General features: G+C 60.0%; 17 protein-coding genes. 3 read left to right on the top strand and 14 right to left on the bottom strand.

The window, feature by feature from the left end; translation table 11 throughout:
- Window positions 1-433: 433 nt before the first annotated feature.
- Complete coding sequence (locus N688_RS19345; protein WP_052890813.1) at window positions 434-3,154, top strand: tetratricopeptide repeat protein; 2,721 nt, start codon at window positions 434-436, stop codon at window positions 3,152-3,154.
- A 52-nt stretch (window positions 3,155-3,206) separates the two neighbouring features.
- On the opposite strand, the gene N688_RS23850 is transcribed toward N688_RS19345, so the two are convergent.
- On the bottom strand, window positions 3,207-3,335 hold the full coding sequence (locus tag N688_RS23850) for a hypothetical protein (RefSeq protein WP_272945048.1): 129 nt from the start codon (window positions 3,333-3,335) through the stop codon (window positions 3,207-3,209).
- A gap of 1,499 nt (window positions 3,336-4,834) precedes the next feature.
- Here N688_RS23850 and N688_RS23845 point away from each other — a divergent pair.
- Entirely contained in the window at window positions 4,835-4,969 is a 135-nt protein-coding gene (locus tag N688_RS23845) for a hypothetical protein (RefSeq protein WP_272945047.1), read from the top strand.
- A 310-nt stretch (window positions 4,970-5,279) separates the two neighbouring features.
- On the opposite strand, the gene N688_RS19340 is transcribed toward N688_RS23845, so the two are convergent.
- From N688_RS19340 to N688_RS19280, 12 genes are all read right to left on the bottom strand, one after another.
- Entirely contained in the window at window positions 5,280-6,182 is a 903-nt protein-coding gene (locus N688_RS19340; protein ID WP_052890812.1) for a class I SAM-dependent methyltransferase, read from the bottom strand.
- A 121-nt stretch (window positions 6,183-6,303) separates the two neighbouring features.
- The gene (locus N688_RS19335) at window positions 6,304-7,251 is read right to left on the bottom strand and encodes a class I SAM-dependent methyltransferase (RefSeq protein ID WP_052890811.1); all 948 of its coding nucleotides are present in this window, start codon (window positions 7,249-7,251) and stop codon (window positions 6,304-6,306) included.
- 350 nt (window positions 7,252-7,601) lie between these two features.
- Window positions 7,602-8,540, bottom strand: coding sequence for a class I SAM-dependent methyltransferase (locus tag N688_RS19330; protein ID WP_052890810.1), 939 nt, complete (start codon window positions 8,538-8,540; stop codon window positions 7,602-7,604).
- 73 nt (window positions 8,541-8,613) lie between these two features.
- The gene (locus N688_RS19325; RefSeq protein ID WP_052890809.1) at window positions 8,614-9,549 is read right to left on the bottom strand and encodes a class I SAM-dependent methyltransferase; all 936 of its coding nucleotides are present in this window, start codon (window positions 9,547-9,549) and stop codon (window positions 8,614-8,616) included.
- Window positions 9,550-9,613: 64 nt separating this feature from the next.
- Window positions 9,614-10,546 carry a class I SAM-dependent methyltransferase gene (locus tag N688_RS19320; protein WP_052890808.1) on the bottom strand — a complete coding sequence of 311 codons (933 nt, stop codon included), beginning with the start codon at window positions 10,544-10,546 and terminating at the stop codon, window positions 9,614-9,616.
- Between the two features lie 77 nt (window positions 10,547-10,623).
- Window positions 10,624-11,550 carry a class I SAM-dependent methyltransferase gene (locus tag N688_RS19315; RefSeq protein ID WP_052890807.1) on the bottom strand — a complete coding sequence of 309 codons (927 nt, stop codon included), beginning with the start codon at window positions 11,548-11,550 and terminating at the stop codon, window positions 10,624-10,626.
- A 47-nt stretch (window positions 11,551-11,597) separates the two neighbouring features.
- Entirely contained in the window at window positions 11,598-12,527 is a 930-nt protein-coding gene (locus tag N688_RS19310; RefSeq protein WP_052890806.1) for a class I SAM-dependent methyltransferase, read from the bottom strand.
- A 63-nt stretch (window positions 12,528-12,590) separates the two neighbouring features.
- Complete coding sequence (locus N688_RS19305; RefSeq protein WP_052890805.1) at window positions 12,591-13,523, bottom strand: class I SAM-dependent methyltransferase; 933 nt, start codon at window positions 13,521-13,523, stop codon at window positions 12,591-12,593.
- Window positions 13,524-13,600: 77 nt separating this feature from the next.
- A complete protein-coding gene (locus N688_RS19300) occupies window positions 13,601-14,530 on the bottom strand; it encodes a class I SAM-dependent methyltransferase (RefSeq protein WP_052890804.1) in 930 nt (309 codons plus the stop codon).
- A gap of 68 nt (window positions 14,531-14,598) precedes the next feature.
- Window positions 14,599-15,546, bottom strand: a complete 948-nt coding sequence (locus N688_RS19295; RefSeq protein ID WP_052890803.1) for a class I SAM-dependent methyltransferase — start codon at window positions 15,544-15,546, stop codon at window positions 14,599-14,601.
- A gap of 624 nt (window positions 15,547-16,170) precedes the next feature.
- Entirely contained in the window at window positions 16,171-18,216 is a 2,046-nt protein-coding gene (locus N688_RS19285; protein ID WP_052890801.1) for a TIR domain-containing protein, read from the bottom strand.
- A 96-nt stretch (window positions 18,217-18,312) separates the two neighbouring features.
- Window positions 18,313-18,981 (bottom strand): Rv0361 family membrane protein, encoded by a 669-nt coding sequence (locus N688_RS19280; protein WP_052890800.1) that lies wholly within the window; start codon window positions 18,979-18,981, stop codon window positions 18,313-18,315.
- Window positions 18,982-19,442: 461 nt separating this feature from the next.
- Here N688_RS19280 and N688_RS19275 point away from each other — a divergent pair, with 461 nt between their 5' ends.
- On the top strand, window positions 19,443-21,071 hold the full coding sequence (locus tag N688_RS19275; RefSeq protein ID WP_052890799.1) for a class I adenylate-forming enzyme family protein: 1,629 nt from the start codon (window positions 19,443-19,445) through the stop codon (window positions 21,069-21,071).
- A 24-nt stretch (window positions 21,072-21,095) separates the two neighbouring features.
- Here the strand turns inward: N688_RS19275 and N688_RS19270 are convergent, their stop codons facing one another.
- Window positions 21,096-24,587, bottom strand: coding sequence for a WD40 domain-containing protein (locus N688_RS19270; protein WP_052890798.1), 3,492 nt, complete (start codon window positions 24,585-24,587; stop codon window positions 21,096-21,098).
- Between the last annotated feature and the right edge of the window lie 422 nt (window positions 24,588-25,009).

Below are 25,009 nucleotides of genomic sequence, written 5' to 3'. Positions count from 1 at the left end.
ATCGCTGGTGCGGCGGCGACGGCGATCCCTCGCGTTGGTGGCTGGCCGAACACTGGGCCACGGCTGGTGGCCATGCTTGCTGGTACGATCCGCTCCTGCTCCTGCTGCCTGGCGAGCTGCTTGGCTGGTTGGGCTCGGCTGCGCCAGAAGGCGTACGAGCGAGCGAAGGAAGAGAAGAAGAGCACGCAGGGGGCGAGGTCAATGGTAGGGTCCCTGGGGTGAGACGCGCCGTGGTCCTGCGGCGGGTGGCATTGGCCTCACCTGGCGGCGGGGGCTCCGTCCCTGAAAGAGCCTCCACCGTTTCCCTACGTGTTCTTTACTTTATTATGCCGAGTGACCATGTACATCAGAAAGTACTTATGTTATCATTTCCCTAGACATCTTTATCATTTCGAGGGGTTCTCTTCTTTTGGGCGTCGGGGGAGGCCTGTCCATGAGCAGCAACCGATCGGTGGAGGAGCCACCACGGCCCCGCGTGCGTCTCGTGGAGGCTCGCATGAGCCGTGGCTGGTCGCAGCAGGAGGTGGCTGAGCGACTGGGGACGACGCATGTCAATGTGAGCCGCTGGGAGCGCGGGGTAACGAAGCCCAATCCATATTTCCGGCGCAAGCTGTGCCGGCTGTTCGGGTTGACGGAGGAGGAGCTGGATCTGACGCCCGCTGCTGGGTCTGAGACGCCAGGGCGGGGGGCGCAGGGAGGGGATGGGGTGGAGGTGGAGGCTGGCGGCGGTGGAGGGGGACGGGGTGAGCAAGAGCTGCAACGTGGCCTTGACTCTGGTCCGCTGGGGGAGGTGATGGGTGGGCGTCCGGCTGAGGCGATTATTGATCCGATGATTCCTTTGCCGCCGCCGGTGCGCCTGGTGGGACGCGATGCTGAGCTGCGACGTATTAAGGGGCGTCTTTTTGCCGGTGAGGCGGTGGCTCTGAGCGCGTTGAATGGGTTGCCTGGGGTGGGCAAGACTTCGCTGGCGGTGGCTCTGGCGCATGATCCCGAGGTGCGGGCCTATTTCAAGGATGGGATTCTCTGGGCGGCCCTGGGACCGCGTCCGAATATGACGGGGCTACTGAGTCGCTGGGGGGCTTTGTTGGGTTTGCCGGCGACGGAGGTGGCTGGGTTGACGAGTCTGGAGGCCTGGGCCAGGGCTTTGCGTACGGCGATTGGGCCGCGGCGGATGCTGCTGGTCATTGATGATGCCTGGCGCATTGAGGAGGCGCTGGCGCTGAAGGTGGGCGGGTCTCAGTGCGCTCATTTGTTGACGACGCGCTTTGCACATGTGGCGACGGAGTTTGCGGTGGAGGGGGCGGCGGCGATCGCGGAGTTGGGCGAGGAGGACAGTGTGCAGTTGCTGCGTTTGCTGGCGCCAGCGGTGGTGGAGCAGGAGCCGGAGCGGGTGCGGACTCTGGTGCGGGCGGTTGGGGGGTTGCCGTTGGCCTTGACGTTGATTGGGAATTATTTGCGTAAGGAGAGCTATGCAGGTCAGGTGCGCCGTATTCGGGCGGCGCTGCAGCGGCTGAGCGATGCGCGGGTGAGGCTGGGTTTGACAGAGTCACGTGGACCGGTGGAGGTGCATTCGAGCCTGCCGGGCGAGCCGGTGCTGTCGTTGCAGTCGGTGATTGCGGTCTCGGATGAGCAGCTGAGCCAGGCGGCGCGGTCGGCGTTGTATGCGCTCTCGGTTTTTCCGCCGAAGCCGGCGAGCTTTTCGGAGGAGGCGGCCCTGGCGGTGGCGGCCTGTTCGACGGATGAGTTGGATGCGCTGGTGGATGCGGGTTTGCTGGAGAGCAATGGCGGCGATCGCTATTTGTTGCATCAGGTGATTGCGGATTATGCGCGGACACGCCTGGAGGCCCAGGGTGAGGAGGCGGTGCAGGCCCCTTTTGCCCGTCTGATGGAGTATGCAATCGATTATGCTGAGGAGCATCGGACGGATTATGAGCTGTTGGAGCGGGAGAGTGCGGTGATTGTGGCCGGCCTGGAGGCGGCCTATATGCTGGGACGGCAGGCGGAGCTGGTGCGCGGGGCGGTGACGTTTGCGCCGTTCTTGCTGGTGCGGGCCTCGTATGGGGTGGCCGAGCTGTGGCTGCAGCGCGCGCAGGCGGCGGCCCAGGCCCTGGGCGATCAGCACGGGATGACGGGGGTGCTGCTCTACCGCGGGCAGATCGCGCTGCGCCAGGGCGATTATACGGCTGCCGAGAGCTACTCTCAGGAGGGGCTGCAACTGGCCCGCTCCCTGGGCGATCCCGAGCGCATCTGTGCCCTGCTGACGGATTTGGGAACGGTCTTTTCAAGGCGTGGAATTTATGTGCAGGCTGGAGTCTATCTGCAAGAAGGACTGCAGATAGCGCGGCTGATCGGTCATAAGGAGCAGATTTGTGAACTATTGGGCAAGCTTGGGGAGATCGCTGCTCGCCTTGGAGACTATCGCCAGGCCGATGCCTATCTCCAGGAGGGGCTGGCCCTGGCTAGAGAGATTGGAGATCGTGAGCGTATCTGCTTGATGCTCGCTAGTTTGGGCGCTTCTGCTGGAGAGCAGGGGAAGCATCTTCTAGCCAAAGAGTATGCTCAGGAAGCCTTGTCATTGGCCCGGCTCATGAACCGCTTTGAATGGATGAGTCTATTGCTTATCAATCTAGGGGAAGCTGAGACTGAGTTAGGAAACTATGAATTGGCTGATGCGTATTTTGATGAAGCATTGATGCTTGCAAGGAATATAGATCACAAGGAATTAATGTGTGCTATATTTATTAATGAGGCTATAATTAATAGAAGAAGGTTTCAAATACAAAAGGCAGAAGTGCTTCTGAAAGAGGGTTTGATACTAGCACAAGAACTAGGGGTTCCTTATTTTATTTGTCATGCCTTAAATGAATATGGTAATATATATATACAAAGAAATCAGATTGAAGATGCTAGAAAAACTTTTCAGGATATGATGAATACCATACCAGGAGGGGCACAAGATTTGTTGGCTCTTGCTCAGTATGGGCTAGCTAGAATAGCTGCATTAGAGGGAAGGAAAGATGAGGCTAAGGAAATGGCTCGGAAAAGTTTTGGGATCTTGCGATCTATAGGACATCGGTCTATAGCGGAAATAGAAGATTGGCTTATGCATCTCGAGGATAATGGCGAAGGGGCTATCGAGACAGGTGAACAATAAGCTGCTTCTGTCACCAGTTTCTCAAGCCCCTTACAGATCTTCCAAGCTTGCTTTAGAGAGGCCACCAGTAAATATTCGGGCTAGCCGCGTGGGTCGCCAGCGGTGTGAGGGTCAGAGCCAGAGCGACGACGGCCAGCAGGACAACCAGCGGAACGATCCAGCGCAGATTCTTCTTCAGCATTGTGAAACCTCCCCAATCGAAATCATCAAATAAGTGAACCTCGACAAAGTGAACTGCGAGCCCTCGCCGAAAGGCGAGGTAAGGAGTATGGCAAACAGGCGTACCTAGTGAGTAAGCGAGCTACGACGGGCCGGCCTGATCCAGGCCCTGGCCCGGGCCGGCGGCGGTGGCGCGCGCAGATAGCCCTCCTCGCAGCGGTGGATGGTGTCCAGCCCGGCCTGGTTCGTCCCACGTCCCAGGCGCGCGACTCCTTTGGCGGACGGTGCTGGCTGAGCAGATCAGTTGAGCTAAGCCAAGCTGAGTCGGGCAGAGGAGGAGGTAGCGGCCCATCGACGGCGACCATCCGAACTGCCCTCTCATGCTGTCAAGATGCCATGCTACTGCTTTCCGTAACCTTCGGGCTATTCTGTGGTGATGATGCACTGGCTTACGACTGACTGGTTCAGGCGACTCGACCGACCGACCAACGAACTTACTTACGGCAAGCCCTGGTTACGTGATGGCCTGACAGAGGCGACTCCAGTTGCGAATGAGAACCGAACTGACCTGCTCACCCCATTCAGCTGACTGACCAGACCTTTTACAGTGAGCCTGGTCTGGAGCTACTGGGATGGCATGGGATCTTGTACCACCGCGGCGCGAGCTGCTGACGACCGCCCCTGCGAGGAAAGCTAGCCGCCGCGCCACCGACGACCGACCTGCAAACTGAGCCACAGCGATGCAATCGTCTGATCTTGTTCAAGGTACCCTGGTCTGAGCAGGCCGGCCATCCCGAGCGGGTGGGGCAGAGCTACAAGCGCTGCACCCTGGATGGCTTGCCCTGAGCGACCAGCACGAGCGGTCCATCTCCTCCCCACCGGTAGATCCGGGCCGCTCAATCCTTCCTGGCAACCTGGCGTATCGTTTTCCCGATACGCACATCTCTCACATTCGGGAAGATTACCCGATGATTCGCCAACCTTCAGGGTCTTTCCCAAGGAATCCATCGAAAGTACTATCGCCTTCACGAAGAGTCTTGAAGAAGACAGCCTGATCATCACGGTCCGCTCCTTTAGCCTGCCAGGCTGCATCAGAGCTGCGAGGAAGGGAGTCGATCCAGCGTGGTCCCGGAGGAGATGACCTTCACTTCACTTGCAGAGGCACCGATAGCTGTTACGAAGTGAGCAACGGTATCGCTGTGAGCCACCTCATCGCCTTTTACCTCTGCCGTGGCTAAAGGAAAAAGCGAGAGCCTACCTCACCTTTAGATCGGCTCCCAATGTCTCAAAGAAGGCCCGAGCTGTACTGCAGAGGTGAAACAGTGAGCCTTGTCGCACGAAGCGGAGCGTAGCCAGACAGCCTGGCTGGTTACTTATCTTTCTCTGTCTTATACTGACTGCCTGCAGTGCATCCTTAAGCATCTAGAGCGAAGGCAGCTCTGGCATTCGCCAGGCGAAGCGACGGTAACGCCTCCCTCGTGGGCGCACCCTTCGACGCCCGTACCGCGGCGGAGCGTACCCATGCTGGAGACCCAAACCTCCTGCCCCAGCGTCTCGCCCAGCAATCCCCTCGGCACACGGGCAGCGATCATGCGCCCTCTGGCTCTGGGGAGCCATCAGAACCTTGTCTACATCCATAGCGAGTCGAATCGATGAGACGACGATCTTTTATGGCAGCTTAAGTGGTGGGGTACCTGTGGCTGTGGCGACGACCAGCAATAGCGCCCGCCGTTGGTGTTGTCGGGTAGACGCTCATCTGAACGTCAACAGAAAAGGGAAATGAACCCCTGTTCTTCATCTCCTCTCGTGGAGGGGCGACCGCAGAGAGCGGCGAGCTTCCCGCCAAGAAACCCGCCGCTCTCTGCTCCCTTCTCCTGCATCGTGCGGCCTCATAGGCTTGCCGGAGAGAATCCCAGCACGGGCAGCAGCGAGCGACTCGCCAGTCCCGTTCGCTTGTGGCCTGATCTCACGGTTTCTGTCCGTAGGCTGCCACAAAGCGGTAACAAGTATTTAGAGTATCCCATTCTCTACCGCACTGTTCTATGATGTCGTAGATCTCTTGCTCCTGCATTTTGAAATAGGCAGCGATGGGAGGCGTCATAGCCTTCCAGGCCTCGCGGATGTCCAGCGAGAAGAGAGAGCCGAGGCGACCGGCCCAGGCCCCGATAGGGGCATCGATCATGCGGCGCTCGACGTTGGTGAGGCCCGCGTCTCGCAGATAGAGGTCAAGTGAGCGCGTAAGAACCCCCTGGGTATCGAAGCCGCGCAGCGTAGCCACCTGACCAGCCAGGCGGAAGAACTCGCGTGTAGCCGGACCAACAGGCGCGAAATCGTCGGGGTCGGTGCTCAATTCAATAAGTTCGATCCATCCGCTGGGTGCGGTGACGCGGGCGAGCTCCTGGACAGCCCCAGGCCAGGCGTTCAGAGGAATGGCCAGGAAGAGCAGGCGCTGATGGACGAAGTCGAAAGAGTTGTTCTCGAAGGGGAGGCCCTTGAGCGTATCCCCCTGGACGAAACGGTAGTTAGGGGGAGGTGTGGTGGCCTTGACCTGTTCGAGATCAAGGCCAACGACCTCAGCCTGGGGGAACTGGTGAGCAAGCTCGAAGGCCCATTGGCCGGTGCCGCAGCCGACATCAAGGATGTGTCGAGGCTGTCCGATGGGAGCCAGATAGTTGCCGCGCAGGACAGCGCGCAGCACATAGTGCTGGAAGTCGAGGCGATTGACCTCGCCCAGGTCCTTGGGAAGCATGTAAGGCTGTTGGCCCAGATAGCGACGCGAACTGGGCCGAGACGCGAGTACGCTCTCCTCGAAGCCTGTTCGGTGGGTAGAAGCCGCACGGGAGCGGCGTCGCGAGAACCACCAGGGCATAAGGGCTACTCACTCCTTTCTGTTGTATCTTCTCTCGGACATGAAGAAGGCCAGTGCTCGCCAGGTCAGACTCTGGTATGGCTGCCGAAGCGGGGGGGGCAGAGTCAGTGGCGGGCCTTCCTCAGCTGCTATAAGGTTTTTGGCCGTAAGCGGCGACGACGTGGTAGCGCGTCCGCATCGTGTTCCACTCCTGTCCGGCCTGTTCGATGAGGGCCAGGACCTCCTGTTCCGGCATTTGGAAGCGGGCGGCGATGAGAGAGCTGATCGCTTTACCGGCCTCACGTAGGTCCAGGGAGAGCAGAGAGCCAACGCGCCCGCCCCAATCGCCAAGTGGGATATCGATATCCTGGCGATTGACCTGCAGCAGCCCGGCCTGACGCAGGTAAGCGTCCAGGAAGCGGAGGACCCCACCCTCGTTGTCGAGGCCGCGCAAGGCCCCTAATTGACCCATGAGATAGAGAAACTGCTGGGTGGCTGGTCCAGCTGGATTGAAATGACTGACGTGTGTGCCTGCCTCGACCAGTTCAACCCAACCGCCGGGAACAGTGACGCGGGCCAGTTCTTGCACCACATTTGGCCAGGCCGCGAGAGGAATAGCCAGCACCAGCAGTCGTTGATGGACGAAATCGAAGGTCTCATTCTCAAAGGGGAGGCCCTTCAGGGCATCGCCCTGAACGAAACGGTAGTTAGCTGGTGGGGTGGTAGCTTTAGCTTTGGCTGGCTCCAGGTCGAGGCCGATGACCTCGGCCTGGGGAAATTGCTGAGCGAGTTCGAAGGCCCACTGGCCGGTGCCGCAGCCAACGTCGAGGATGCGGCGCGGCTGGACGATGGGCGCTAAATAGTTGCCGCGCAGCGCGGAGCGCAGGACGTAATGCTGAAAGTCCAGACGGTTGACCTCGCCCAGGTCTTTGGGGAGCAGATAGGGCTGCTCGTCCAGATAGCGGCGCGAGGCTGATGAACCTTGCTGAAGTGTCTCACTGACCTCTGGACGAGACGCAGGCCGAACAGGGTCAACAGGAGTGGCGGAAGCGTTTGTCTCGCGGCGCTGGCGAAAGAACCACCAGGGCATGAGAGATTCCTCCTTGCGGGCAAGTTAATGCTCATACGACCTAAATAGTACAGCATTGAGCAATGACTTGTTCATCGCGTGAGTGGTTCTGGACCATAGGTCACAGCGCAATCACAAGGTGTCCAGCAGGGCTTTCAGATCTGACGGGCATGGTCAATGAGGGCTAGCACTTCCGGCTCAGACCCGCTGAAACGAGCCACACGGAAGTCCTGATGACCTCTCGGGCTTCACGATACCTGGCGGAAGCCATCAAGGGACTGAGGTATCCCCGACTCGCTCCAAGAGAGAGCAAGGACCTGATCAGGACAGAGAAGTTGATCAGTCTCCACTGCCGTCTGACGGATAGGGGTCTAGTGGGTGGTTGGTGGTTTGCTCCCATAAGCAACGGCGAGCCGGTAGCGCGTATGGAATTCATCGAACTCGCTTGCTGCTGATTCAATCAAATCAAGAACTTCCTGTTCTGGGATCTGGAGATGGGCAGCTATGGCGCCGCTGAGGCCCTTTGAACTCTCGCGAAAGTCGAGTGCTAGTAAGGAGCCGAGGCGCCCACCCCACTGGCCCAGAGGCACCTCGAAGAATTGGTATTCTACCCTGGTCAGTCCGGCATCGCGCAGATAGCGGTCGAGAGAACGCATGATTACTCCTTCGGTGTCGAGGCCGCGCAGGGCTGCCAGTTGCCCGGCCAGATGCAGATAGCGCTCTGTGGCGGGGCCAGTCGGGGCGAAGTCAGTTGTTCCTGTGCCGAACTCGACAAGTTCAACCCAACCGCTGGGAGCGGTAACGCGGGCTAGCTCCCGGACGAGGTCCGGCCAAGCCTGCAATGGAATGGCCAGCCAGAGCAAGCGCTGATGAACGAAGTCGAAATGGTCGCTATCGAAGGGGAGACCCTTGAGCACATCGCCTTGAACAAAGCGGTAGTTGGGAGGTGGAGAAGTAGCGGCTTTGACCTGTTCGAGGTCGAGGCCGACGACCTGGGCCTGGGGGAACTGCTGAGCGAGTTCGAAGGCCCACTGGCCGGTACCGCAGCCGACGTCGAGGATGCGGCGCGGCTGCTGGATGGGAGCCAGGTAGTTGCCGCGCAGCACGGCACGCAAGATATAGTGTTGGAAGTCGAGGCGGTTGACCTCGCCCAGGTCCTTGGGGAGCAGATAGGGCTGCTCCTGCAGATAGCGACGGGAGCCGTGCAGGCGAGGGAGAGCGACCTCGCCGAGCTGCCAGCCAGAAGCGGCAGCCGGGGCGGTCTGGGAGGCAGCAGGACGAGAGCGGCGGCGGAAGAACCACCAGGGCATAAGCACGATCCTCCTTGCTGTCAGTGGGCCTTAGATGGGCCAACGATAAGGCGAGACGCTTGGTTGGATCTGGTCATCGAGTAAAAGGCTGCTGGCCGTAGGCTACCGCAAAGTGTAGCTGTGTTCGGTACTTGTTCCATTCCTGGCTGGCTTGCTCGATCAGCTGCAGGATCTCCTGCTCGGATCTGCTGAAACGAGCAGCAGTGGGAGCACTAATTGCCTTCCATGCTTCATGTAGGTTCATGGCCATCAAGGAGCCGAGACGTCCGCCCCACTTGCCGAGAGGAACGTCGAACGGATGGTAGTGGACGTTAGCGAGGCCGGCCTTTTCCAGGTAGTGAGCCAGGGAGCGTAGTACTGTACCCTCCGTATCTAACCCGCGCAGAGCTGCCAGTGCTCCTCCAAGCCTGCAAAATTCCTGTGTAGCGGGGCCAGAAGGCGTGAGGTCCTGCGGTGCCGGGCTCGATTCAACCAGTTCGACCCAGCCGCCGGGGGCAGTGACGCGGGCGAGTTCCTGGACGGCGTCCGGCCAGGCCGCTTGAGGAATGGCTAGAAAGAGCAAGCGCTGATGAACAAAGTCGAAGGAGTTGTCGTCGAAGGGGAGACCTTGCAGAATGTCCCCCTGGACGAAGTGGTAGTTGGGAGGTGGAGAAGTAGCGGCTTTGACCTGTTCGAGGTCGAGGCCGACGACCTGGGCCTGGGGGAACTGCTGAGCGAGTTCGAAGGCCCATTGGCCAGTGCCGCAGCCGACGTCGAGGATGCGGCGCGGCTGCTGGATGGGGGCCAGATAATTGCCGCGCAGCACGGCACGCAAGATATAGTGTTGGAAGTCGAGGCGGTTGACCTCGCCCAGGTCCTTGGGGAGCAGATAGGGCTGCTCCTGCAGATAGCGACGGGAGCCGTGCAGGAGAGGGAGAGCGACCTCACCGGGCAGCCAGCCAGAAGCGATAGCCGGGGCGGTCTGGGAGGCAGCAGGACGAGAGCGGCGGCGGAAGAACCACCAGGGCATAAGCACGATCCTCCTTGTTAGTCGATGAGCAGTCGGGAGTCAGAAAGCCTGGGCGCAGGCCGTCTCAGTGCGTCAAGGGTTTCTGGCCATAGGCGACGGCGAAATGGCAGGAAGTATGGAACTCGTTCCATTCACGATGGGCTTGCTCGATAAGAGCAAGCACCTCTTGCTCGGGCTTGCCGAAGCGGGCAGCGAGGGGCGCACTAATAGCCTTCCAACCTTCACATACGTTCAGTGCCATCAGAGAGCCGATGCGTCCGCCCCATTCACCCAGGGGGACAGCGAAGCGCTGGCCGTGAATATTGACAAGGCCGGCCTCTTCCAGGTAGCACTCTAGGGAGCGCGGGACAGCGTCGGTATCTATTCCCCGCAGTGAGGCGAGTTGAGCTGCAAGCCTGCAGAATTCTTGGGTGGCCTGACCACAAGGGTGCCAATCCTCCAGGGCAGTGCCAGTCTCGGCGAGTTCGACCCAGCCGCCGGGGGCGGTGACGCGAGCGAGGTCTTGGACGACACCCGGCCAGGCTGGCAGGGGAATGGCCAGGAAGAGCAGGCGTTGATGGACGAAGTCGAAGGAGTCGTTATCAAAGGGGAGACCTTGCAGAATGTCCCCCTGGACGAAGCGGTAGTTGGGAGGTGGAGAAGTAGCGGCTTTGACCTGTTCGAGGTCGAGGCCGACGACCTGGGCCTGGGGGAACTGCTGAGCGAGTTCGAAGGCCCATTGGCCGGTGCCACAGCCGACGTCGAGGATGCGATGCGGCTGGACGATGGGGGCCAGGTAGTTGCCGCGCAGAGCAGCGCGGAGGGCATAATGCTGGAAGTCGAGGCGGTTGACCTCGCCCAGGTCCTTGGGGAGCAGATAGGGCTGCTCCTGCAAGTAGCGACGCGGACCCTGTAGGCGAGGGAGAGCGACCTCACCGGGCAGCCAGCCAGAAGCGATAGCCGGGGCGGTCTGGGAGGCAGCAGGACGAGAGCGGCGGCGGAAGAACCACCAGGGCATAGTACAGACCTCCTTTCTCTGTTATCGATGAGAGGTAGCTGAGGAGCTGAGCACTGTGGGTAGGCAGCGTCAGCGGGTCAAGGCTTCTGACCGTAAGCCACTGTGAAAGAGCAGCTGGAATGCAGCTCATCCCATTCCCGGCAGGCTTGATCTATGAGTTGAAGCACGTCCTGCTCAGGGATCTGGAAGCGAGCAGCCAGCGGAGTGCTGATTGCTGTCCACATCGTGCGGAAGTCCAGAGCGAGTAGAGAGCCGATGCGGCCCCCCCATTCACCCAGGGGAACTCTAATGGGATGGCGTTGGACCTTAACCAGGCCGGCCTGTTCCAGATAGCGATCGAGGGAGCGGGTGACGATGCCTTCGCTGTCTAGACCACGGAGAGCAGCGAGCTGGCCCGTAAGAGAGGCAAGGTACTCATTGGCTGGCCCAGAGGGAGTAAGGTTGCTGATATGGGTGCTCAGCTCGACGAGTTCGACCCAGCCACCGGGGGAGGTGACGCGGGCGAGTTCCTGGACGGCGCCCGGCCAGGCGGGCTGCGGGATAGCAGCTATGAGCAGGCGTTGATGAACGAAGTCGAAGGAGTTGTCATCGAAAGGAAGGCCCTGCAGGATGTCCCCCTGGACGAAGCGGTAGTTGGGAGGTGGAGAAGTAGCGGCTTTGACCTGTTCGAGGTCGAGGCCGACGACCTGGGCCTGGGGGAACTGCTGAGCGAGTTCGAAGGCCCACTGGCCGGTACCGCAGCCGACGTCGAGGATGCGGCGCGGCTGCTGGATGGGGGCCAGGTAGTTGCCGCGCAGCACGGCACGCAAGATATAGTGTTGGAAGTCGAGGCGGTTGACCTCGCCCAGGTCCTTGGGGAGCAGATAGGGCTGCTCCTGCAGATAGCGACGGGAGCCGTGCAGGCGAGGGAGAGCGACCTCGCCGAGCTGCCAGCCAGAAGCGGCAGCCGGGGCGGTCTGGGAGGCAGCAGGACGAGAGCGGCGGCGGAAGAACCACCAGGGCATAGAACATGGCTCCTTCTAGTCTTGTCGAATCACTCTAGTTGGACTGGTTAGCACGCCTTCTGACCATAAGCAACGATGTAGCTGTATTGCGTATGATACCTGTTAAATTCCTGCAGCATTTCTTCAATGGCTGTGGCAACCTCCTGCTCCGTTATAGCGAATCGATGAGCTATTGGAGCGCTGAGTGCTTTCGCCCCTTCTCGGAAGTTCAGTGCCATTAAAGAGCCAAGGCGTCCACCCCATTCACCAACTGGAACTTCGATCTGACAGCGCTCGATGTTGACGAGACCAGTTTCTGAGAGATAGTAGTCCAGGGAACGGGCTACTACTCCTTCGCTATCGATGCCTCGCAGCGCGGCTAATTCCCCCCCCAACCCAAAGAGTCGCTGAGTAACAGGACCCGAGGGAGTGAGATCTTTTGGCGCAATACTGGCTTCGACGAGTTCGACCCAGCCGCCGGGGGAGGTGACCCTGACCAGTTCCTGGACGGCGTCCGGCCAGGCTGCTTGAGGAATGGCCAGAACAAGGAGGCGTTGATGGACGAAGTCGAAGGAGTTGTCGTCGAAGGGGAGACCTTGCAGAATGTCCCCCTGGACGAAGCGGTAGTTGGGAGGTGGAGAAGTAGCGGCTTTGACCTGTTCGAGGTCGAGGCCGACGACCTGGGCCTGGGGGAACTGGTGGGCGAGTTCGAAGGCCCACTGGCCGGTACCGCAGCCGACGTCGAGGATGCGGCGCGGCTGCTGGATGGGAGCCAGGTAGTTGCCGCGCAGCACGGCACGCAAGATATAGTGTTGGAAGTCGAGGCGGTTGACCTCGCCCAGGTCCTTGGGGAGCAGATAGGGCTGCTCCTGCAGATAGCGGCGAGAGCCGTGCAGGCGAGGGAGAGCGACCTCGCCGAGCTGCCAGCCAGAAGCGGCAGCCGGGGCGGTCTGGGAGGCAGCAGGACGAGAGCGGCGGCGGAAGAACCACCAGGGCATGACATGATCCTCCTTGCTAGTCGATGAGCAGTCGAGAGGCAGGGAGCCTGAGCGCAGGTGGCCTTAGTGTGTCAAGGGCTTCTGGCCATAGGCGACGACAAAGGGCCATTTTGTTCGAAACTCATTCCACTCCTGGCTGGCCCGTTCGATCAGCTGCAATAGATCTTGCTCAGAGCGCCCGAAGTGGGCCGCGATAGGGGCACCTATGGCCTTGCAGGCTTCGCGCAGGTCCAGAGCCATCAGGGAGCCGATACGCCCTCCCCATTCGCCCAGGGGAATATTGAAAGGCTGATAGTGAATATTGACAAGGCCGGCCTCTTCCAGGTAGCGCCCTAGGGAGCGCGGGACAGCGTCGGTATCTATTCCTCGTAAAGCAGCGAGTTGGGCCGCAAGTCGCCAGAATTCTTGAGTGGCTGGGCCACAGGGGAGCCAGTCCTGTAGAGCAGTGCCAGTCTCGACGAGTTCGACCCAGCCGCCGGGGGCGGTGACGCGGGCGAGCTCCTGAACGACGCCCGGCCAGGCGTTCAGAGGAATGGCCAGGAACAGCAGCCGCTGATGGACGAAGTCGAAAGAGTTGTTCTCGAAGGGGAGGCCCTTGAGCGTATCCCCCTGGACGAAACGGTAGTTGGGAGGAGGTGTGGTAGCCTTGACCTGTTCGAGGTCGAGGCCGACGACCTGGGCCTGGGGGAACTGCTGAGCGAGTTCGAAGGCCCATTGGCCAGTGCCGCAGCCGACATCGAGGATACGGCGCGGCTGCTCGATGGGGGCCAGGTAGTTGCCGCGCAGAGCAGCGCGGAGGGCGTAGTGCTGGAAGTCCAGACGGTTAACCTCGCCCAGGTCCTTGGGGAGCAGATAGGGCTGCTCCTGCAGATAGCGACGGGAGCCGTGCAGGCGAGGGAGAGCGACCTCACCGAGCTGCCTGCCAGAAGAGGGCTGGGCGGGATCGGCAGCGTGAGAGCTGTTGTGAGAGTGGCGGCGGAAGAACCACCAGGGCATAAGCGAGATCTCCTTTCTCTGTTATCGATGAGGGGTAGCCGAGGAGCTGAGCACTGCGGGTAGACAGCGTCAGCGGCTCAAGGCTTCTGACCATAGGCGACGGCCATGCGGGAAGATGTGCGAAACTCATTCCACTCCTGGCTGGCCCGTTCGATCAGCTGCAATAGATCTTGCTCCGAGCGCCCGAAACGAGCAGCGATAGGGGCACTGATGGCCTTCCAGCCCTCGCGTACATTCAGGGCAGTGAGGGAGCCGATGCGTCCACCCCATTCGCCCAGGGGGACGTCGAGAACCTGGTAGTGGATGTTGACCAGGCCGGCCTCCTCCAGGTAGCGGGTTAACGAGCGCATCACGAGGCCTTCACCATCAAGGCTCCGCAAGGCGGCGAGCTGGGACCCGAGCTGATAGAATTCTTGGGTAGCGGGGCCAGAGGGCAGATAGTCCTGCAGGGCGGTGCCAGCTTCGACGAGTTCGACCCAGCCGCCGGGGGCGGTGACCCTGACCAGTTCCTGGACGGCGTCCGGCCAGGCCGCTTGAGGAATGGCCAGAACAAGGAGGCGCTGATGAACGAAGTCGAAGGAGTCATTGTCGAAGGGGAGGCCCTGCAGAATGTCCCCCTGGACGAAGCGGTAGTTGGGAGGTGGAGAAGTAGCGGCTTTGACCTGTTCGAGGTCGAGGCCGATGACCTGGGCCTGGGGGAACTGCTGAGCGAGTTCGAAAGCCCACTGGCCGGTACCGCAGCCGACGTCGAGGATACGGCGCGGCTGCTGGATGGGAGCTAAATAATTGCCGCGCAGCACGGCACGCAAGATATAGTGTTGGAAGTCGAGGCGGTTGACCTCGCCCAGGTCCTTGGGGAGCAGATAGGGCTGTTCCTGCAGATAGCGGCGGGAGCCGTGCAGGAGAGGGAGAGCGACCTCACCGAGCTGCCAGCCAGAAGAGGGCTGGGCGGGAGCCGGAGCGCCAGAGGTGCTGCGAGAGCGTCGACGGAAGAGCCACCAGGGCATAGACAAGACCTCCTTTGTCATCATCAGTAGGGTGCTGCCGGTCGGCTGAGTGCTGGGATCAAGCAGCCTCAGCGAGGCAAGGGCTTCTGACCGTAGGCGACAGCGAAGTGGCAGGAGGTCTGGAACTCGTTCCATTCGCGGCTGGCTTGCTCGATGAGGGCAAGGACCTCCTGCTCGGACTTACCGAAACGGGCGGCAATGGGAGCGCTGACTCCTTTCCAGAGTTCACGTAGGTCCAAAGCTAGCAGAGAGCCGATGCGTCCACCCCAGTCGCCCAAAGGGAAGATGAAGGACTGATAGCAAATGTTGACAAGGCCAGCTTCCTCCAGGTAGCGGGCTAAGGAACGCATAACAGTACCCTCGGTATCGAGGCCGCGCAGAGCGGCAAGCTGAGCAAAGAGACTGTAGAATGCTTGAGTAGCCGGTCCAGAAGGTGAGTAATCCTCTAGGGCGCTACCAACCTCGACGAGTTCGACCCAGCCGCCGGGGGCGGTGACGCGGGCGAGTTCCTGGACGGCGCCCGGCCAAGCAGGTTGAGGAATAGCCCCTACCAGTAAGCGCTGATGGACGAAGTCGAAGGAGTCGTTATCAAAGGGGAGGCCCTTGAGCGTATCCCCCTGGACGAAACGGTAGTTGGGAGGTGGAGAAGTAGCGGCTTTGACCTGTTCGAGGTCGAAGCCGATGACCTGGGCCTGGGGGAACTGCTGAGCGAGTTCGAAAGCCCACTGGCCGGTACCGCAGCCGACGTCGAGGATGCGGCGCGGCTGCTCGATGGGGGCCAAATAGTTGCCGCGCAGGGCGGCGCGCAAGACATAATGTTGGAAGTCGAGGCGGTTGGCCTCGCCCAGGTCCTTGGGGAGCAGGTAGGGCTGTTCCTGCAGATAGCGGCGGGAGCCGTGCAGGCGAGGGAGAGCGACCTCGCCGGGCAGCCAGTCAGAAGCGGTAGCCGGAGCGGCCTGGGAGGCAGCAGCACCAGAGCTGTTGTCAGAGCGGCGGCGGAAGAACCACCAGGGCATAGGCGAGATCTCCTTTCTTCTTCAAATCACTTCTGGATCTGCCCTTAATCGCTGGCGTGAGAGTAACAGTGATAGCTTCCTATGGCATAGAACGGGCAATTGATGAGAAGATGCCTCTAAATATCTGCTTTATATTCGATCAATCACAGCTCGTGTACCACGGCTGAAAAAAGAGAAGCCAGGCTCTGCTGCTCGGGGGAGAATCATGGGTGATTCGCCTGGTCCCGCCTATAGCTTGCTGCCTGGCCTGAGTCATATCTGAGAATTCGACAGTCTGGCACTAGAGAGAGTTGCCTCTCCACAGAAACGCCCACGCTTCCAATAAAGCCGGTGTGGCCATAAACATCGCTTGCTCTTGCCGAAAACGGACGGCCTTGACCGGTGCGTCTCCTTCGCTTAGAGTTTAGAAAAGATGAACGTCATCTGTCAATTTGAATATAATGAAAATGAGGGATGCGATCAATTTTAACAGATTTTTAATGCACCGTTGCCAGAGGCATGGAAGCGGGGACAGGACGGCCTCAACTGAGGAGCGAGTGGTCGTGAGCAGTACAGCGGAAAACAATAACAGGAGGATGAGCAAGCGTCTGCTTTATAGCCAGCCTAACAGAGCCACTGGGGCCGCTATGACTGTTCGGTCACAGCAGTCCTAATGCGGCGAGCAATGCTCACAAGCGTTTGCTCTTGGGCCGCAGGACGCAGGGTAGAAAGCGGCTCCTGGGGATCGTTAGCAGGCTCGAAGCTCTGCAGCCCACTTTCTTCGAGGAGGCAGGGGCTGACAATGATAGGGATAATCAGGGTGCCGGCCAGGCGGGCCCTCTCCAGAAGCCTTGGCAACTGCTTAGTCATGATAAAGTCGGACCCCAAAAGCTTAGCGCTGACCAGAACGATAGCCACGCCCGCGCGCAAGATGGCATCCTCCAGCGTCTGCTCCCAGCGGCTGCCAGCGCTGATCAGCCTATCGTCCCAGACATCGAACACTCCCTTCTGTTCAAGAGGAGCCAGATGGCTACGCAAAAGCTCCAGCCACCGCTTATCTTCACGAGCATAGCAGATAAAGATTTGCTGTCTGCTTGGTACAGGGCGTTTGCCGACCTTACAAGCCAGCTGCTCCAAATTGCAGTGGCGTAGGTAGAAAATAAGGGTCGGATCTTCCGCCAGCAGCACGCCAACTGTGGGATCACAGAAGAAGTGATACGCCAGATCGGGATAAGAGGCGATGGCTTGAGGCCAGCTTTCTTTGAAAAAGCGCTCCAGGTCGTGGGCGCGGCCTGGCTCCTGCTGTTGTAGAAGTGAAAGCCAGAGCACTCCCTCGCGGCTCTGGCTTAGCTCTTCCAGTAGAGAAAGACTGGTTTGATCGTAAGGCCCGCCTGCAACGGCGAATTGCTTGATAGCAAGGTCAAATTTTCTCTCCAGCGTTTCCATCACATTCTGAACAGCCTTAGCAAGGCGATGCCGAATAGTAACTGGTGATGGCTGCGTCTTAATAATATTATGTTGCATACAAAGATAGTAGCAGAGAAATTGAGCCAGAATAAAGCTACCGTCAACCAGACGGAGAATATCCTCCTTACACTCAAAAATCACATTGAGAGCCTGCTCTCCCTGCCTGATCAGTTGCAAAATCTCCTCATCGCTGGCGTGGCCCATCTTGAAGCGATCGAAGCGCATAGCCATATCGAAAGAGACGGAGCTGATGAAGCTCTGGCCCGTGCCGGGAATGCCGATAATGACAAGCTTGCGATCTTCGGGCTGGATATCCGCCAGTAGCTTCAGATAGTCCACCAGCTCCTGACGCAAGCCAGGCTCCAGGCGATGGAAATCGTCGATAATCACCACACCGCGATGCCACTGCGAGAGAGTACGGAGCCGTTCGCGGTCAGCGGGCGCACGGGCACTCAGGAGAGTGATCGTCGGTCGCTCTGCTCTAGCTATCTCCTCCTCTCCAAGTTGCTGGACAGCTTTTTGCACCGCCGTGGTCTTGCCGATGCCCGAAGGCCCCTCGATGACTACGCCGCGCCCCGGCTCAACAAGTGCCAGCTTCAGGGGCTCGAAGATGGAAGGCGGCACAAAGGTCACTGTGGGCAGCCCCGTACGCTTGAAGACCTCATCCAGGCGGTAGCTCGTGGGAGGCAGCCCTGGTGCTGTCAGTCCGCGTGTCCTGCTCTCCGAAGAAGCAGCCGGTGAGGAGGGCGAAATGCGTCGCCGATTCCGAAGCTCTCTGCAGATCAGGAGGACCTCATGAACGATTTGCTGTAGCGCCTGCGCTCTGGCAATTTCTTCGCTCAGCGCGCGCCCATTGCGTGGGAGCAGCTGCAAAGAAGCGAGCGGTGTTCCCTCAAGCGAGGTAGGCCGGACAAGAATGGGGAACAGCTGTAACTCACCCCGTTGCGCGCGCACTAATCCTAGCGAAATGGCTCTTTCGTAGGTCGGCGATGCCAGCAGGTCGGGGCTGATCAGCAGCAGGAGCACATCGGCGGACTCGATATGCTGACGTAACTCCTTTGCCATGTGAGCACCAGGCCGCAGATCTATGGGTGTGCGGAGAAGGATTCCTGGCCAGTATTTCATATGTAGGAGGAGCCGAGAGAGGAGGCGATAATCCTCGCGAGCACAGACTACAAAAATAAAGATATTGGCTTCACGGTCAGGCTGCTCCACTCTATCCATAGATAACCGGCTCCCTCCTCGCGTCTCTCCATAGCCGATGTTGAGGTGTGCGCTCGTGGCTATGCTGGCCTGCCTTAAGCGTGCGGCTGACCAGGATTAGATATTATCTAGCTGAGTAATTTTCCACTCACTATTGATCTTCGTTAGCTGCAGATGCACATCGTAAGCCACGCCGCTGGAACGAGTGACATGGACAACAATAGTTGCCGTATCGCCGTTAGTACTGCTACTTGTGATCGAGTAGTTAGTCACCGTACCAGCCCCCTGGTCGATCGTCTGGGCGGCCAGCGCGAAGCTGCTCTCTGTTGGAGAGATCTGCTTCCCCTGAATCGTCAGCGTATCGGCTTCCAGATAAGAGTAGGCCTCGCTGTAGTCTTGCTGTTGGATTGCCGAATAGTAGTCATTCACTGTCGAATCGGGGCTGGCCGTGAGAGCGGCAATAACGCCCACCAGAACGCAGCTACCGCAGGCCAGTATCACCACGCCCGCCACGATGGCCAGCGTGATCCAGAGCCAGCGTAAAGAGCGGCGTGGTGGTTGAGGTGGCAATCCATAGGACACCCCGTACTGACTGATAGTGGGAGTCACCATCACTGAGCCGACAGGTGGAGGTGGCGGAGGCGTATCATAGGGTAAACCGTACTGGGAAGGTCCGGCGTATTGAGTCGGCTCGTAATCTCCCCGCAGAGGTGGCGGAGGAGGAGTAGCCTCTTCTCCATGCTCTGGTCCATAGCTACTATAGGGCTGATTCGGATCGTTGCTCATCGTTACCCAGTCCCTCGGAAACAAATAGCGAGAATTGCTAAAGCCAGTTCTCTTACTCTTCCCTGCCAGCGGACATCAGTTGAGACCCTTCGGATTCTTTCGGCTAATGAGACTGCTCTACTCCCCTGTCACTAGGACAGAACGGAGTGATAGACAAAAATTGGGCCGCTGAATCTCTCGCCAGATCAACCCGGCCAGGCAGATCTATTCCCTCTCCAGGTCCTCCTCTCTGCTACGCTTGGCAACGCCACCTCAGTCGTGTCGTCGGAAACGTCGATTGACTGCTTCTCTCTTCGCCTTGTCGAGAGAGGGAAAGCCCTGCTGCTATTCAAAATGAGCGCCTGCCAAAGGAGCGCCTGCCAAAGGAGAGCCAGACCTCTCTTGACCGGTGCTGGCGGGCAAGTTATGCTCATAAGCAATGGAGCGACGTTCTTTGGGCCTTTGAAGAAAGGACTTCAGGCATGGTCGACAAACAGATTGCTCCCGAACTCTTTCGCCCGCCGTTGGGCTATCCCGAAGTTCCCTATGACACCCTCGTCCGCGCTGTAGCGGAGCGGCAACCCGAGCGGCCCGCCATCATCTACCACAACCTCAGCCTGACTTACTGCGAAGTCATTGCCATGACCAACAGCCTGGCCAACGGTCTACGCGCGCTTGGTCTGGGCAAAGGGGACATCATTGGCCTCTTCACCTTCAACCGTCCCGAATACACCATCACCTTCCTGGCGGCCTCCTCCATCGGTGCTGTTATCAGCCCGATGAACCCCTCCTACAAAGAGCGAGAAATCGCCTACCAGCTAGGGAACAGCGAAGCGTGTGCCATCCTTGTCCAGCGTGAGCTGGTGCCCATCCTCAAAAGCGCCCTCGAAGGGCAGACCTTCCCGACGCTGCGCCATATCATCGTCACTGGGGCCCAGGTCCCTGAAGCGCTGCCCCAGGCCATTCCCTTCGCCCGTCTCCTGCGCGAATCCTCGCCGCGCCGGCCCGTGCCTGTTGACATCGCGCCCGATGATCTGCTGGCCCTACCCTACTCGTCGGGTACCACCGGCCTGCCGCGAGGCGTCATGCTCTCACATCGCAACCTGGTTTGCAACCATCTCCAGGTCGTGACCGCGGCCAACCTCTCGCCTGCCGATGCCACCCTGATCTTTCTTCCCCTCTATCATATCTATGGCGTCCTGCTGACCGGCACCTTCCTCATCGCGGGTGCCAGGCAGATCCTCATGGAGCGCTTCGACCTAGAGGCGGCCCTGGCCCTCTGCGAGCAGCAGGCCGTCACCTGGTTCTTTGCCGTTCCGCCGATTGTCCAGACACTCCTGAATGCCAGCGACGAGCAGCTTGCCAGACTAAGGACTGTCAAATACCTGATGTCTGCCGCCGCTCCCTTAGCGCCCGAGCTGGCCACCCGGCTTCACGAGCGTACTGGCATCAACGTCATCCAGGCTTATGGCCTGACGGAGACCTCGCCCGATACGCACTTCTCCCCGCTTGATCCCGCGCGCATTCGCCCGGCCAGCGGCGGCCTGCCCGTCTACGATACCGAGCAGAAAATTGTCGACATCGAGACCGGCGAGCGCGAGCTGCCAGTTGGAGAGGATGGCGAGATCATAGTGCGTGGTCCCCAGGTCATGCTCGGGTACTGGAAAGACCCGGCTGAAACGGCGCGGGTGCTGCGCAATGGCTGGCTCTACACCGGCGATATCGGCCACATCGATGCTGACGGCTACCTCTATATTGTAGATCGCAAGAAGGAAATGATCAAATACAAAGCCTTCAGCATTGCCCCTGCCGAGATTGAGGCCGTCCTGCTAGAGCATCCTGCCGTACTGGATGCTGCCGTCATTGGGGTTGGTGATCCTGAAGCCGGAGAGATTCCCAAAGCCTTTGTTGTCCTCCGTCCCGGCCAGATGATCACGCCCGAAGAGCTGATGGCCTTTGTCAACAGCAAGGTAGCGGGCTACAAAAAACTGCATCAAGTGGAATACATCGAGGCTATACCGCGCGTGCCCTCGGGCAAGATCCTGCGCCGTCAGCTCAAAGAGCGTGAGCGTGCGCGTCGCCTTGCCAATAGTGAGGGGCCGCAGATCTAGAGAGTGAGCGAGCGAGAAGCTCCCTCAAGAGGCAGTTCTTTCTGGGTGCCTGTCTTCAACGGCGCCCAGAGCCAGCAGGGCCTGCCTTTCCAGGGCGCTCAGGCCCTGCACTCCCTGGATATTCATCCCCTCATAAGGGCGAGGCAGGCTAAGAATGCCCTCCAGCTGTCCGGTTTCGGCCTGCCAGAGTCGGATCTCTCCCTCGTTGCCGCCGCTGGCGAGCAGGAGGCCGGCCTCAGCGGGGGCGAAGCCAAGCGCGCGCACCATATACTCGTGACCGCTCTTGAGCGTGTGGCGCAACCTGCCATCGTGCTGCCAGAGGCAGAGCCTCAGATCATCGCCACTGCTGGCCAGCCACTGACCATCGCCGCTAAAAGCCACGCAGCGCACTCGTCCGCCATGCCCCTGGAGTCGCTGCGCTGGTCGCTCGCTCTCGAGGTCCCAGAGCAGCACCTGGCTATCCTCGGCCCCGCTGGCGAGCAAACGACCATCGGGACTGAAGGCCAGCGCGCGCACCGGGCGGCTATGGCCTGTCAACGTGCGCACACAGGTGCCGCTGGTGACATCCCAGAGGCGCAAGAGCGTATCGTCGCCTCCGCTCACCAGCAGGCTCCGGCTCGCCTCTCCCCCGGGCCTGAAAGCCAAAGCCCGAATCCAGCAGCCGGCCCGCAGCTCATGCACCATCTGGCCGCTGACCAGATCCCACAGGCGCACAAGCTCGTCTTCGCTGCCGCTGGCCAGCCAGTGGCCGTCAGGACTGAACGCCAGACTGTGCACCCAATCGCGATGGCCGGCGAAGCGTCGTTGTATCCGGCCCTCGGGCATCGACCAGAGCCAGATCACTTCATCTTGTCCGCCGCTGGCCAGCCACTGACCATCGGGACTGAAGGCCAGGCTCAGTGGTTCATGCCGTGACTTATGAAGTAGCCGCGACAGGCGCCCGCTGGTCCAGTCCCAGATCGCGATACCTTCTCCCTCATAAGCCGCCGCCAGCCAGCGGCCCGCCGGGCTGAATGCCAGCGACCGAATACGGCGTGTATAGCCGTGCAGGCGCGTTAACACATGTTTCCTGGCCCAGTCCCACAGGCAGATCGTCTGATCATCGCCTCCGCTCACCAGCCAGGACCGCCTGTTCGCAGGGTGAAAGCTGACCGTGCGCACGCCATGAGTATGGCCCATCAGCGTAGCGACCTGCTCCCCCGTCTGCGTCCGCCAGAGGCGGACAGTCGTATCCTCGCTGCCGCTGGCCAGCCACTGACCATCGGGGCTAAAGGCCACCGTCCAGACGCGATTGCTATGGCCGCGCAAGACGACGCGTTCCGTCCCGCTCGCCACTTCCCATAGACGCAGCGTGCCATCGTCGCTGCCGCTAGCCAGCAACGTTCCGCCAGCCCCAAAGGCGAGCGAGCGCACCTGATCGCGATGTCCCTGCAGCACATACAAAGGCTCCTCCCAGCCTGGCAAGCGCCAGAGCCGCAGCGTACCCGCGCCATCGCCGCTGGCCAACCACTGACCATCGGGACTCAGCGCGACTGCCCAGACCCGCCCCTGATGTCCTCCCAAAACGCGCAGACACTGCCCGGCCTCTAGATCCCAGAGACGCAAGGTCTGGTCATCGCTCCCGCTCACCAACAGGCCATCATCGGGACTGAGCGTTAAGGCCCGCACCCGATTGGCGTGTCCCTCCAACACCCTCAGACAACGACCGGTCTCCAGGTCCCAGAGGCGCAGCGTTCGGTCATCGCTCCCGCTGACCAGCCGCCGCCCATCATGGGTAAAGGCCAGGGCCCAGACCCCATCAGTATGGCCCTCCAACTGTTGGAGCAAATGCTCGCAATCGCCATTGTACAAACGAATCTCGCCGCTCGCCGTTCCCACAGCCAGTCGCTGCCCATCGGGGCTGAAGGCACTGACCAAAACATTGGTCAGCGTACTCTGAAAAACCGTGGCCACAAAGTGGGCAAAGGCGAAATTCACCTCCTGCAAGCGCGTCCGTTGCAGATAAGCCTGGCGAATCGTCAGCCCTGAGAAATCAAACTCGCGCAGATCCCACTGCAAATAAATCAGCAACTGAAGCACATTACCGGCCAAATAGCCACGCTGGGAGAAATGCGCCTGTCGTTGGCGCTCCAATGCTCGCTTGAGCCGCTCCTTGAGTGCTGACTGGCCCACCTCGCTGCACAACATCTCGGCCAGGGGCGCCAGGAGCATGCGTATCTGGCTCTCGCGTACATAGGCGCGCACCTGAGCCTTCACAAAAGCGAATTGCTCCCAGCTCTGGAAAGACTCCTGCAGGCAATCCTGACAGGCACGGCGCACCATCTCATCCTGAACATATTCCATAATCACCGGCTGTAGAGTAAACTGGCCCTGCTCCTGGACCTCGATCAGCGAGCGGCGGCGCAGCGAGTCCAGTGTCTCGATCAGCTCCCGCTGAGCCTCCGGGCGCAGCAGATCGGCTCGCAGCTCTTCCAGAGCGACCGCCTCCTGCTCGATGGCTAACCACGAGAGGACCTCATGTTCGCGCGGAGCCAAACGTCGAAGCTGCTCCTCCAACACCTCGCGAATATCGCCGAAGGCTGCCTGATTCTCAGCGAGAAAAGCCGCAATCTGGCCGGCAAACAACTCACGAATCGTCTCCGCCACCAGGCGCAGCGCCAAAGGATTGCCCCCATAGCGACGCAGCAACGTGGTCACCTCGTCCACACTGCCAAAGAGACCCTTTTCCTCAAGAATAGCTCGCCCGGCCTCAGTGTTGAGGCCCTGCAAGGTCAGCGAGCGCACCGGACTGCTCTTGCCCTTCAAACGCTCAACCTCGCGCAGCTTCTCGCGGCTCGTCACCACAACCACGCTTTGGTGTTCCTCAGTGCCCAGGCGCTCTAAGAGGCGCCCGTAGCCCTCGTACTCGGAACGATAGGCCCCAGCCCGCTGACCACTCTGCAAGAGGGCATCGAAATTATCGAGCACCAGCAAACAGCGATGCTGGCGGAACAGCTCCATCAAGAGCGACACCTGCTCCTCCCCTGAAGACGGCGGGGCACTCAGCTGCTGATTAGAAAAGAAGAGTAACCACTCCTTCAGCACCTGGCTCAGCGGTGGCGCGCTGCGCAATGAACACCAGTAACCATACTCGATCTCGCTTTCAACCTCTTCGGCCAGACGCGCGACAAGGGTCGTCTTCCCAATGCCCCCAAGACCGCAAACCGCAATCAAACGGCCCTCTGTAAACCATTGCCGCAGCGTACGCAACTCCTGAGTGCGACCGAAAAAGTGGGAAGTAGCTGGTTTCGCTCCCCAATTCGTCCGCAACTGCTCGACCAGCCCCAGCTCCTCGGGACTCTTCTCCAACACCTCGCACAGCTTACGCAACAGAGAGGGACGAGGCAGGCCCTCGCCAGCCTCCCAGCGCTGCACCGTCTTCTTATCCGAACCAAGGCGCTCGGCAAGATCCTCCTGCGACCAGCCACGGCGCTGTCGCTCGCGCCTGAGCTGCTGATGAAATGTGATCCGAAGCATGGCAAGTTCCCCTCTCGTCTCAAGCCTGGCGGCTTCTCGCTTATCCCGTCGCCAGCCCGCAGTTTGAGCCGAGGCCGCGTGCACGCGCTCCTCCTCTTCTCTTTCTCTGCTTCCTGGCTCGCTACACATGCCATCCTCTCTTGAACGGGCTTGGACTGTGCTCGCGTCCCATAATCACCCCGCCCCGGTTAGCCCTCTCTCCCTCGGACTCTGTCGCCTCACTGGCCTCAGAATGTCCAGCCAATAGCCGCTAAGAGAGGCCGAAATGTCGTCGGTTTTGGGTTTTTCTGCAATCTTTTTCCTGCTATCTTTTACACAAGCATAAAAACAAATCCAATACATATCAGTATCATAAAAATCTTTTTGCCTGTATGGTCATTTCAGAGATCCAGGCAAGCGAGTGGCGCTCAAACTTGCTTGCC

Origin of the sequence: Thermogemmatispora carboxidivorans (assembly GCF_000702505.1) — a bacterium.
GTDB lineage: Bacteria > Chloroflexota > Ktedonobacteria > Ktedonobacterales > Ktedonobacteraceae > Thermogemmatispora > Thermogemmatispora carboxidivorans.
The sequence above is the reverse complement of the archived record's forward strand: the minus strand, read 5'-3'. Positions and strand labels throughout refer to the sequence as shown.

Coding starts and splice junctions, on each gene's coding strand:
- N688_RS19280 (WP_052890800.1), bottom strand. CDS start 18,981: ATGAGCAACGATCCGAATCAGCCCTATAGTAGCTATGGACCAGAGCAT.
- N688_RS19275 (WP_052890799.1), top strand. CDS start 19,443: ATGGTCGACAAACAGATTGCTCCCGAACTCTTTCGCCCGCCGTTGGGC.
- N688_RS19295 (WP_052890803.1), bottom strand. CDS start 15,546: ATGCCCTGGTGGTTCTTCCGCCGCCGCTCTGACAACAGCTCTGGTGCT.
- N688_RS19330 (WP_052890810.1), bottom strand. CDS start 8,540: ATGCCCTGGTGGTTCTTCCGCCGCCGCTCTCGTCCTGCTGCCTCCCAG.
- N688_RS23845 (WP_272945047.1), top strand. CDS start 4,835: ATGCTGGAGACCCAAACCTCCTGCCCCAGCGTCTCGCCCAGCAATCCC.
- N688_RS19320 (WP_052890808.1), bottom strand. CDS start 10,546: ATGCCCTGGTGGTTCTTCCGCCGCCGCTCTCGTCCTGCTGCCTCCCAG.
- N688_RS19340 (WP_052890812.1), bottom strand. CDS start 6,182: ATGCCCTGGTGGTTCTCGCGACGCCGCTCCCGTGCGGCTTCTACCCAC.
- N688_RS19300 (WP_052890804.1), bottom strand. CDS start 14,530: ATGCCCTGGTGGCTCTTCCGTCGACGCTCTCGCAGCACCTCTGGCGCT.
- N688_RS19345 (WP_052890813.1), top strand. CDS start 434: ATGAGCAGCAACCGATCGGTGGAGGAGCCACCACGGCCCCGCGTGCGT.
- N688_RS19270 (WP_052890798.1), bottom strand. CDS start 24,587: ATGCTTCGGATCACATTTCATCAGCAGCTCAGGCGCGAGCGACAGCGC.
- N688_RS23850 (WP_272945048.1), bottom strand. CDS start 3,335: ATGCTGAAGAAGAATCTGCGCTGGATCGTTCCGCTGGTTGTCCTGCTG.
- N688_RS19310 (WP_052890806.1), bottom strand. CDS start 12,527: ATGCCCTGGTGGTTCTTCCGCCGCCGCTCTCGTCCTGCTGCCTCCCAG.
- N688_RS19315 (WP_052890807.1), bottom strand. CDS start 11,550: ATGCCCTGGTGGTTCTTCCGCCGCCGCTCTCGTCCTGCTGCCTCCCAG.
- N688_RS19305 (WP_052890805.1), bottom strand. CDS start 13,523: ATGCCCTGGTGGTTCTTCCGCCGCCACTCTCACAACAGCTCTCACGCT.
- N688_RS19335 (WP_052890811.1), bottom strand. CDS start 7,251: ATGCCCTGGTGGTTCTTTCGCCAGCGCCGCGAGACAAACGCTTCCGCC.
- N688_RS19325 (WP_052890809.1), bottom strand. CDS start 9,549: ATGCCCTGGTGGTTCTTCCGCCGCCGCTCTCGTCCTGCTGCCTCCCAG.
- N688_RS19285 (WP_052890801.1), bottom strand. CDS start 18,216: ATGGATAGAGTGGAGCAGCCTGACCGTGAAGCCAATATCTTTATTTTT.